The 9977-nt window shown below is 66.2% G+C and carries 10 protein-coding genes and 1 pseudogene; 2 read left to right on the forward strand and 9 right to left on the reverse strand.

Features of this window, described 5'->3' with window-relative positions:
* The 3 genes and pseudogenes from AC5RWX_RS26065 to AC5RWX_RS26075 all read right to left on the reverse strand — a co-directional run.
* Window positions 1-205, reverse strand: a pseudogene (locus AC5RWX_RS26065) (alkaline phosphatase D family protein); the annotation flags it as partial.
* 235 nt (window positions 206-440) lie between these two features.
* On the reverse strand, window positions 441-1538 hold the full coding sequence (locus AC5RWX_RS26070) for an LCP family protein (RefSeq protein ID WP_494099178.1): 1098 nt from the start codon (window positions 1536-1538) through the stop codon (window positions 441-443).
* 221 nt (window positions 1539-1759) lie between these two features.
* Window positions 1760-2422 (reverse strand): arsenate reductase/protein-tyrosine-phosphatase family protein, encoded by a 663-nt coding sequence (locus AC5RWX_RS26075; RefSeq protein WP_494099179.1) that lies wholly within the window; start codon window positions 2420-2422, stop codon window positions 1760-1762.
* Between the two features lie 219 nt (window positions 2423-2641).
* Between AC5RWX_RS26075 and AC5RWX_RS26080 the strand changes: the two genes are divergently transcribed.
* Window positions 2642-3856 carry an FAD-dependent oxidoreductase gene (locus AC5RWX_RS26080; RefSeq protein WP_494099180.1) on the forward strand — a complete coding sequence of 405 codons (1215 nt, stop codon included), beginning with the start codon at window positions 2642-2644 and terminating at the stop codon, window positions 3854-3856.
* A 10-nt stretch (window positions 3857-3866) separates the two neighbouring features.
* On the opposite strand, the gene AC5RWX_RS26085 is transcribed toward AC5RWX_RS26080, so the two are convergent.
* The 3 genes from AC5RWX_RS26085 to AC5RWX_RS26095 form a co-directional block, all read right to left on the reverse strand.
* A complete protein-coding gene (locus AC5RWX_RS26085) occupies window positions 3867-4484 on the reverse strand; it encodes a DUF305 domain-containing protein (RefSeq protein WP_494099181.1) in 618 nt (205 codons plus the stop codon).
* A gap of 73 nt (window positions 4485-4557) precedes the next feature.
* On the reverse strand, window positions 4558-6711 hold the full coding sequence (locus AC5RWX_RS26090; protein WP_494099182.1) for a heavy metal translocating P-type ATPase: 2154 nt from the start codon (window positions 6709-6711) through the stop codon (window positions 4558-4560).
* Window positions 6712-6779: 68 nt separating this feature from the next.
* A complete protein-coding gene (locus AC5RWX_RS26095) occupies window positions 6780-6950 on the reverse strand; it encodes a hypothetical protein (RefSeq protein WP_494099183.1) in 171 nt (56 codons plus the stop codon).
* A gap of 210 nt (window positions 6951-7160) precedes the next feature.
* Between AC5RWX_RS26095 and AC5RWX_RS26100 the strand changes: the two genes are divergently transcribed.
* Complete coding sequence (locus tag AC5RWX_RS26100; protein WP_494099184.1) at window positions 7161-7895, forward strand: PAS and ANTAR domain-containing protein; 735 nt, start codon at window positions 7161-7163, stop codon at window positions 7893-7895.
* Between the two features lie 54 nt (window positions 7896-7949).
* Here AC5RWX_RS26100 and AC5RWX_RS26105 read toward each other — a convergent pair whose 3' ends face one another.
* From AC5RWX_RS26105 to AC5RWX_RS26115, 3 genes are all read right to left on the reverse strand, one after another.
* A complete protein-coding gene (locus AC5RWX_RS26105) occupies window positions 7950-8585 on the reverse strand; it encodes a hypothetical protein (RefSeq protein WP_494099185.1) in 636 nt (211 codons plus the stop codon).
* A gap of 46 nt (window positions 8586-8631) precedes the next feature.
* Window positions 8632-9327 carry a sortase domain-containing protein gene (locus AC5RWX_RS26110; RefSeq protein ID WP_494099186.1) on the reverse strand — a complete coding sequence of 232 codons (696 nt, stop codon included), beginning with the start codon at window positions 9325-9327 and terminating at the stop codon, window positions 8632-8634.
* A 33-nt stretch (window positions 9328-9360) separates the two neighbouring features.
* On the reverse strand, window positions 9361-9977 hold a 617-nt coding region (locus AC5RWX_RS26115), incomplete at its 5' end, for a hypothetical protein (RefSeq protein ID WP_494099187.1).

Below are 9977 nucleotides of genomic sequence, written 5' to 3' on the forward strand. Positions count from 1 at the left end.
AAGCGCGCGACCACAGCACGGCGGAGTCCGAGGTGACATCGCCGGTGGCGATACCGCTGGGGAGGGTGAGCCGGTTGCGGACGAGCGCCACGCCGGCTGGTGACTGGCGCGGAGCGGCCGCCGCCTGCACGGCTGTGGGTGTGGCCGCCAGCGCGGCGGCGAGGACGGATCCCTTGACGATGGTGCGGCGAGAAATGTCAGCCATGCCGTCCAGCCTGCCGGCAGCTGGCGCACGGACAGTTTCCCTGCGGTGAACTTGGGGTACCGCCTGACTGAACAGCAAGGGGCCGCCGCCCGGTTTTCGACGCGCCGATCTCCAGGCGACCCGCAAATGATGTGGCGCGGGGGATATTTCACTGGCGCCAGGTAATGTGCGCGCCGGTTGTCACCATGCACGTCGCCAGCAACCCGGCACCCCGTGACCACTGGCCCTGCTTCCCCTACGGCACGGCGAACTCTCCGATCCGGCCCTCCCGCAGCGCCGCCCCCACGGCGTTGATCGCCCCGTAATCCGGGAACAGCACGGACTGCTCGGCAATGAACCCCGCCCCCGCTGTCGGAAGGGTCATGGTGCCGATGGCGTTCACATCAACGTTGCGAAGGCTGTATGCAAGGATGGCCGCCTGCACCGGGTCGAAGCCCTTGTCCACCGTGAGGCAGCAGGAGGCCAAGTCGACCAGGCCCCTGACCACCGTTACGTCGTTCAATCCGCCGCCGGCCACCAGCCGCGCAAGAATGGCGCGGAGCAGGATTTGTTGGTTGCGCACCCGCTGGAAGTCGCCGTCGACGAACGCGTACCGCTCCCGGGCGAACTCCAGCGCGGCCTGACCGTCCAGGTGGTTCAGGCCGGGACCGAAAACGTGTCGCGTATCGTGCGTCGACTGGAATGGGACGGGGACGTTGACCTCGATGCCGCCCAGCCCATCCACCAGATGCTTGAAGCCGCCGAAGTCCAGCATCAGGGTGTGGTCGATGGTGATCCCGAACAGCTGCTGAACGGTCTGGGTGGTCATGTCGATGCCACCGTACTGCAACCCCGCGTTGATCTTCCCCCCACCGAAGCCGGGGATATCCACCCACATATCCCTGTTGATCGAGACGACGTACAGTGCCCGGCGGTCAGCCGGGACGTGGACAAGCATCAGGGCGTCTGCGCGGTGGTCCATGGGCTGGCCGGTGGCCGCCGTGTGTGCTGCAGCATCCTTGGCGACGCCGCGCATATCGCTGCCAATGACCAGCACGTTCATGGGTACAGCGGGATGCTCCGGAATGGGTGGAGGCGGCGGCGGGGGAGGCGGGGTTTCCGAAGGCGTCTCGGAGGGCGCGGGCGAGGGGGTTTCGCTCTGCGTGGCCGCAGGCTGCGCCTCGCTGCCGGCGCGGTTGAGGCTGACGACCGCGACGGCGGCAACCACCACAAGGACGAGTGCCAGCAGTGCCGCGATCCACCGCCGCCGCCCGTATGCCACCAGGCCAAGACCATGCGGAGGGGGGTCGGAGGGGGTGGTACCGGATGGTTCAGAACCGGCTGGCGTGCTCATTGTGCCTCACCTCATTGTGGGATGGTGGGATCAGTGTCCGCCCGCCAGGCCCTCACTGGCTACATACGTGTCCAAACTGTCATCTGCGGGGACCTGGCACGTGGCTCAACCACGCGGAGGCTGGGTCAGGAGGTGGCGCGCCTAACGACGGCGGCAGGCCGGCCGGGCAGTCGGGGCGCCGTCGCCGACGTCCTGGGAAAGGTGCCGGGGCCGCGGTAACGCTACAGCGAACCTGCACGCGTCGGGCGAACTGGAGCGTTGAGGCGTGCGTGGCGCAGGATGGACACGATGGCGGGCGCGAGTTCATCCTCCATCTGCCGGTACACCTCAGGCGCCCGGCGGTAGGGGTCGATGATGTCGTTCTCGGCCGAGTCTGCGGGCAGCGACAGATGCCGCACAGCGGCCGCACGGGCCGGCAAGCTCCGCCAGAAGGTGTGGTTCGCGGCCAGCGGATCGCCGTCGTTGGGCGTTCCTGCGCCAGGTTTCCTGCCCTCGGCAGCGGCAGCGCGCTGGTCCAGGACATCAAGCATCCGGGCGAATTCGCGGATGGTGAACGTCCTTTTGAGGAGCGACGCGTCCAGTTGCAGGACTTCGCCGCGGTGCCCGGAGGTCATGGTGAGCACCAGGTCAACACCGCGCAGAATTTTTGGGGTCAGCTGGCGGGCGGCGAAGTTCTCGGGATCACCGCCGAAAGTGCGCACGATGTCCGCTGAGATAGGCTGCATGGGATCGCCCACCATTGCCCGGGTCCCTGCGCTCGCCACGACGAAGCCGCCCGGCATTACCTGGTTGAGCCCTGCTTGCAGAAGCCGCTCGGCTACGGGGGACCGGCAGATATTGCCCGTACAGACGGTCAGGATTGTTACTGGTGCGGGTGAGTCCAAGGGAGATTTCTCTTTCCAGCCGGTGCCTCCGTGCTTTTCAACTTAACACGCAACTGCCCGACGGCGGCCGCCCCACCCCGCACCCTCTCTCACTTAACGCGGTTTTCCAGCGGACGCTCTCCCACTTAACGCGGATTTCCATCGGACGCTCTTTCAGTTAACGCGGATTTCCATCGGACGCTCTCCCACTTAACGCCAAGCAGGCCCGAAGATAGAGCTGTGGACAACGTGACGGAACGGGACTGCGTGATTGCCGGCGGCGGCCCTGCCGGGATGGTGCTCGGTTACCTGCTGGCCCGCAGTGGCCTGCGCGTGACAGTGCTAGAGAAACACGGGGATTTCCTGCGCGACTTTCGCGGCGACACGGTGCATCCTTCCACTGTGACCCTGCTCGGGGAACTCGGGCTGCGCGAGAAATTCCTGGAGCTGCCACTGACCCGGTTATCCACCATGGACGCCGTGTTGGACGGCCAGCGCCTCACTTTGGTGGACTTCGGCACCCTCCCCGCGCCGGACAACTTCCTCGTCTTTGCCCCGCAGTGGGACTTCCTGAACTTCCTGGCCGGCGAGGCGACGGCGTTCCCCAACTTCGAACTGCGTATGTTCAGCGAGGTCAGCGGCCTCATCCTCGAGCACGATCAGGTGCATGGGGTGCGGGCCAATACCCCCGAGGGTGCGCTTGAAATCCGGGCGACGCTCACTGTCGCCGCTGACGGACGGGCTTCGGTACTGCGCGCTGCCGCCGGGATGGCACCCGAGGATTTCGGCGTGCCTATTGATGTACTTTGGTTCAACCTGCCCAAGCCGCCGGACCCTCCGCCTGCAACCCTCGGATACATATCGGCGCAAGGCATGGTCCTCACCATTGACCGAGGTGACAGATACCAGTCTGGAATGGTCATTAAAAAGGGTGGTTTCGACGAGCTTCGAAGGTCAGGGCTTGATGCCCTTCAAAAGCGCATCAGTGGGGCCGCTCCCGTCCTGAGCCCCGTCGTCGCAACCCTTACAAACTGGGACCAGATCAAGCTCCTCTCCGTCCAAATCAACCGGCTCCGGCGCTGGTACCGCCCCGGATTCATCGCGATTGGTGACGCTGCCCACGCGATGTCCCCAATGTTCGGCGTCGGAGTGAACTTCGCCATCCAGGACGCTGTCGCACTGTCCAATGCCATCACCGCGGACCTCGGAACCGGAAAGGCGCCGGTGGAGAAGCTAGCGGCGGTGCAGCGGCGTCGGGAGCGGCCAGTCAAGGTCATGCAGCTGCTTCAGCGCAACGGACACAAGGTACTTTTCAGGGCAGCCGCCGGAAGCCGCGTTGCACCACGCTGGCTCGTCGTGTTTCTCGGGGCAGCCTCACCACTGCTGCGCCGCCTCACCGCACGATTGGTGGGGGTCGGAATCCTTCCCGAACACGTGAAAAGGAGCGGCGCCTGAGCTAAGGCGGCTAGAGCCCGGCCAGGAGTTGCCTCATCTCGGTGATTTCCGCCTCCTGGGCCCTGACAATGTCCCGGGCCAGTTGGACGGCCTCGGGATACTTGCCCGCACCGATCTCCTGCTGGGCCATCTCCACCGCGCCTTCGTGGTGCCCCGTCATCTGCTCCATAAAGAGCCTGGCGGCCTCGGTGCCCTCAGCCGCCCTGAGTTTGCCGATTCCTTCGTCGTCCACCATGCCGGACATTCCGTGCCCGGAGTGGTCCGACAGTGCAGGGGAGACGTTCCACCGCTTGAGCCACCCGTTCATGGCCTCGATTTCCGGAGCCTGGGCATCCTTGATCCTGGTGGCCAGCGCGGAGACTTCCCCGGGCAGGTCCGGCTTTACCAGGATGATGTCGCTCATCTCCACAGCCTGAGCGTGGTGCGGGATCATCATCCGGGCGAACATGATGTCCGCCTGGTTATGTTCGGCGTTGGCCTCCGGCGTCATGCTGGACATGGCGCTCGGGTTGCCGTGATCCGCGCCGTGGGTGCTGCTGCCGCCGGAGGTCCCGGTGCCGGCGGCGCAGCCGGCAAGGCCAAGCGAGGCGGCGAGGGCTGCGGCGACGGCGAACGTGCTGATCTTCATTGCAATGGTCCTTCTGGTGGAACTGGTGGAGGGTTTGGGTTTTGGCTGCGTTGAGTGAGGAAGGGTTTGGTTTTCAACCTACCTCTGACGGGTTGAGGCGCACCCGCCGCAGCAGCTGGGCGTTCAAGGCCACCACGATAGTGGACACCGACATCAGCACGGCGCCGGCGGCTGGGGACAGCACCACCCCGGCGAAGGCCAGCACGCCTGCGGCCAACGGCACGGACAGGATGTTGTAGCCGGTGGCCCACACCAGGTTCTGCCACATCTTGCGGTAGCTTGCCCGCGACAAGTCCACCATCGACAGCACCGCGCGCGGGTCGTTTCCGGCCAGCACCACCCCTGCCGATTCCATGGCCACGTCCGTACCCCCACCAATGGCGATGCCCACCTCTGCCCGGGCCAGCGCCGGGGAGTCGTTGACGCCGTCGCCCACCATCGCCACCTTCAGGCCGCGGGCCTGCAGCTCGGCCACCTTCTTGTCCTTGTCCGCAGGCAGAACCTCGGCGAACACCTCGTCAATGTTCAGGTCGGCAGCCACGGACTCAGCCACCTGCCGGGCGTCACCGGTGATCATGCCCACCCTGACACCGCGCTGCTGCAGGGCAGCTACCGCTTGGCGCGACTCTGCCCGCACAGCGTCCTCGAGGCTGACCGCCCCGAGAACCCGGCCGTCGTCGACCACATGCAGGACGGCCGCGCCGCGGTCCATCCACCCGTGCGTCGTGCTGGCCAGGGCAGGAGGTACGACGGCGCCAAGCTCGCGCAGGAGCGCCGGCCCGCCTACGTGCACGGTGCGGCCGTCCACGGAAGCACGGACGCCACGGCCAGTCAGCGAGCTGAAGCCGGCAGCGGCAGGAAGCGGAAGGCCCCGCTCCCGGGCTGCGCGGACGATGGCCCGGGCCACGGGGTGCTCACTGTCGGACTCGACGGCCGCGGCCAGGGCCAGCAGACCGTCAGTGTCTACTCCGGATGCCGTCGCCACGTCCTTCAGCTCAGGCTCGCCGGTGGTGAGGGTCCCGGTCTTGTCGAAGAGGACCACGTCGATGGTGCGCATCCGCTCCAGCGCCATCCGGTTTTTGATCAGGACGCCGGCGCGGGCAGCCTGCTCGGTGGAAATTGCGATGACCAGGGGAATGGCCAGGCCCAAAGCATGCGGGCAGGCGATGACCAGAACAGTGACGGTGCGGGTCACGGCCTCGGGGATGCTGCCCAGAAGGGTCCACACGATGAAAGTGATAACCCCGGCGCCCGCCGCAAAGTAGAACAGGAAGGCTGCCGCGCGGTCAGCCAGTGCCTGGGCCCGGGACGAGGACGCCTGCGCTTCGGCCACCAGCCGCTGGATCCCGGCAAGTGCTGTATCGTCGCCGACCGCATCCACCCGGACACGCACGCTGTTGTCCGTGGCGACTGTTCCTGCCACCACGGCATCTCCAACACTCCGAAGTACCGTTTTGGACTCGCCGGTGATCATTGATTCGTCGAACTCGGCCTGCCCGTCAACCACCGTTCCATCGGCCGGCATCCGGGCGCCCGAGCGCACCAGGACAAGGTCGGCGGGCCGGAGTTCGGAGACGGGCACCGTTTCCGTTCCGCTTTCCGTGATGCGCTCCGCCTCATCGGGGAGCAGCGCGGCAAGGGCATCAAGGGCACCCTGCGCCGATCCGAGCGCCCGCATTTCGATCCAGTGCCCGAGCAGCATGATGGCCACCAGCAGCGCCAGTTCCCACCAGAAGTCAAGGTCGAAACCGCCAAGGCCAAGGCTGGTAACCCAGGATGCCACGAAGGCAACGGAGATGGCCATGGCGATCAGGAGCATCATGCCGGGCCGGCGGTCCTTCAGCTCCTGCAGGCCGCCTTTCAGGAAGGGCTGGCCGCCGTAGAGGAAGATCACTGTGCCGAGGACGGGAGGGATCCAGGTTGAGCCCGGAAACATCGGGGCCATGTAACCCAGGATGTGGCCCACCATCGGACTGAAGTAGACCACGGGAACGGACAGTGCCAGCGTGAGCCAGAACCTGTTCTTGAACATGGCCGTGCTGTGGCCGGCGTGCTGTCCATGGGTGTGGACGGCATGCTCATCGTCATGATGGGCGTTGTGGGCGGCTGTGCCGGTGCCGAGGCGTTCGTGGCGGGCCGGAGCCGCAGCAGCCTCCGCTTCGGTGACTGTGCCGCTGGGCCGGCCCTCGTCGTCGTGATGCTGCGTGTGGTGCTGATGGTCCTGCATTGTTCCTCCTTGGAGGCAGTGCTTGCCGGGGTTCGACCGGCGCGAAAGCTAAGAGGGGATCGCCCGGATCAGTGCGAAAGGCGGGAGGGCGTGGGGGTGGGGGTGCCGGCGTCGCGGAGTTCGACGGCGGTGGGCGCCTCGGCTGCATGGCCGGCGGGATGGCAGCAGCTGCCGCCGGCAGTGGATGCCGGGGGGAGTTCAGTGCGGTTCTCGATGTGGAGCATGTCAGTTAGTTCCATTCCTTGATGAAGGTCGATGGGTGCTGGGGTTGAACGGCTGTAAGAGGCGGTGCGGGGCACCGGCCGGGACATACCACTTCACTGACAACACCTGAAATATACCCCCTGGGGGTATGGGTGTCAAGAGTTGTGGGTCTCCCACCAAATGTGGGTTCAGCCGCAGAGGGGCTGCCTGCTCTGTCGCCGGTGCAACTTTCCCGACATACTTAAATGAACTGGCAACGACGCCAGGACGTCCTGGTGGGCGGGCGGAAAGGAAGACCGGAGGTGGCTGTGGCTGAACTCAGCGGCCCCTACACGTACTCGAGCGCTTTGGGCGACAACCAATGCGTGGCGGGCACGTTCCACGCGGAGCTGGACGGCTGGAAGCTTGAGTGGTCTGACGGGATGTTCGAACTGCACGGTTATGAGCGCGGCGATGTGGTCCCCACGTTGGAGCTGCTGTACTCGCATAAGCATCCAGAGGACAGGCGGCGGTGCAAGGAGATCGTGGCGCAGGTCTGCCGGACCGGCGGTTATTTCTGCATGTACCACCGGATCATCGACGCCCGGGGACGGACCAGGCGGGTACTGACATCCGGCGATGGGATGATGAACGCGGAGGGGGAAGTTACCTCCATTGAAGGGGTGATGGTGGACCTGACCTCTACGCTCCAGCGTGAAACGGAGCGGACAGCCCGGGAAGCGGTTGCCGGCGCCACGTCCACCCGCAGTGTCATAGACCAGGCCAGGGGCATTCTGATGGGCCAGCTGGGAATGGGTTCGGAGGATGCCTTCCAGACACTGGTCAGCACCAGCAGCCACCGCAACGTAAAGCTGGTGGTGGTGGCCGCCGAACTGGTGCAACTGGCCAACTCGGAGGAGACACGCGGCTATCTCCCCGACGCCGTGCGGGCAATCCAGCAGGACGGCAGGAAACCGGCCGCCCGCCGCCGTGCCAGCTAACCCAGCGAGCAGACAGGGGGCAGTTGCTGGCCAGGGGTTTTCGCGTGGAATGTTCTAGTGGTGTTCCACCCAGCAGGCGAGGATGGTGGTGGAGAGTTGGTAGGCCAAGGCGTTCCGCGTGATGGCGTCCGGTCCCATGGTTTCGGGCAGGTCCGAGGCGTCCACCTGGAGCACGAAGCTGTCCTTTTGGAACACCGCGGACCCGTCCCCGGTCTCATAAGCCGGGAACCCGAGGTTCGCGAGGCCTTCGATGGGCTTTGCATCCGCTGCCAGTGCCTGCATCGCATCGAAGTAAGTCAGTGCCGTGGCCTGGTCTTTGGCTTCCTTGACGGAGATGACCAGGTCCCCTTCGTCCAGGTGGTAGGTGCAGGTGAACGTGCTGTCGGCCCAGCTGTTCACGGTGCGGGGGGCCTGCTTCAGATCGAGGATCGACGTGAGCCTGTCCATCGGCTGGTCCCCGCACACCATCTTCGCGGCCTCGCTTGGCCCCTCCGCGGAGGGGCGGGGAGAGGAGGCGGTGCCGCCGTCGTGATGCCCGCCGCTGTGCGCCGCTGATGGCGAAGCGGCAGGGGAAGCAGCACCCGACGGCGGTGCGGGCACCGCTCCCATGGACCCCGCCGCTGCTGCGCACCCGGAGAGCAGCAGGGACGACAGTGCCAGCGAGGCCAGCAGGGGGGTGCGGTTCTTCATGGCTCTTCCGTCCTGGCCGCGCTCCCCAGGGATCCGCGGCCGTCTGTCAGGCTTTGAGTTTTGCGTAGATCACGTAGTTGTCATCAAAGAGGCCGGTGGCGGGATCGTAGCCGTCGCAGGTTATGAGGCGAAGCTCGGATCCTGGGGTGTTTCCATAGACCTCTAGAGTCGGGAATTCGTTTTTGCTATAGAGCGCCCCGCGGTCAACCGTGAACACGGCTGTGCTGCCGTCAGCGCGGGAAACGGCAATCTCCATTCCCGGAACAAGCTTGCGGAGGTCCGCGAAGATACCGCCACGGCCGCTGGGCGAGTTCACGTGGCCCAGCATCACGGATGGTCCGCGTTCTCCAGGGGTGGGCGAGCCGTTGTACCAGCTGGCAGGGGCACCGTCACCGTCGTCCTGGGGTACCTCGAGCGAGCCGTTCTTCCGTAATCCGAGGCTAAGGAGTCCGGTCCGAACACCGATAGCCGGGATTTCCAGCGAGACCGGTTCGGACGGGGACAGGACCGCAGGTCCGGCAACAGCAGGAGTGGCGGCAGCGGAGCGGGCCTCGGACGGCGCCGGCACGGCCGAGCCGGGCAGTACTGTAGTGGCCGCCACCGAAGGGGCGGCCGTCGCAGAAGGTGCCGAGCCGGCGTCGGGCGTTCCGGTGCTGCCGGCACCGCAACCGCCCAAGGCCAAGGCCAGCAGAAGCCCGGCCGCAGTGGAGGCCCCTAGACCCCCACGGCGGCCGGAGTTCATGTTTGTCACTGTAGTGATCCGGTCAGCTGGTGCTTAGGCTGCTGCGGAGGTGCGGCGGCGGACGACGTAGGCGCCGCCGGCGAGGGCGACCAGGGCCAGGCCGGAACCGATGGCGAGGGCTCCGGTGTCGGTGCCGGTGTCGGTGGCGATGCCGGTATCAGCGCCGCCTGCGGGCATCTTCATCTGGCCCGCGGTCAAGGTCCCGCACAGGGCGGGGGAGGTGGCGGCAAGCGGAAGTTCGGGGACAAGGTCGCTCTTGGCTGCCTGGCCGGCTGCGCTGAGGGTTGCGGGGTCAAGGCCGTGGACAACAACCACGGCGGTCCCGGCTTCCAGGGCGGCTTTGGTCTCGGCGTTCAGTTCGAACGTGCGGTCAATGGTGTAGGCGGCACCCTGGCCGGCGACCTTGAGGTCAAGGCCTGCTGCCGGGCTGGTGTCACCGCTGGTGGACAGGGTGGTGACGATGCCGCCGTAGGACGGGGCGCCTTCGGTAGTGGAGATGACCTGGTCGCCGTCCTTATCGGCGGAAGGGTCAGGGCAGACGCCCTGCGCTCCGCCGTGGATGTGCTGGACGTGCGGGTACGGGGCGTCCATGAACGTGGCCGGCATGCCCGAAACATTCAGGACAACATGGGCCTGGTTGCCCGTGACAT

The organism is Arthrobacter sp. SPT-J7 (assembly GCF_059089965.1).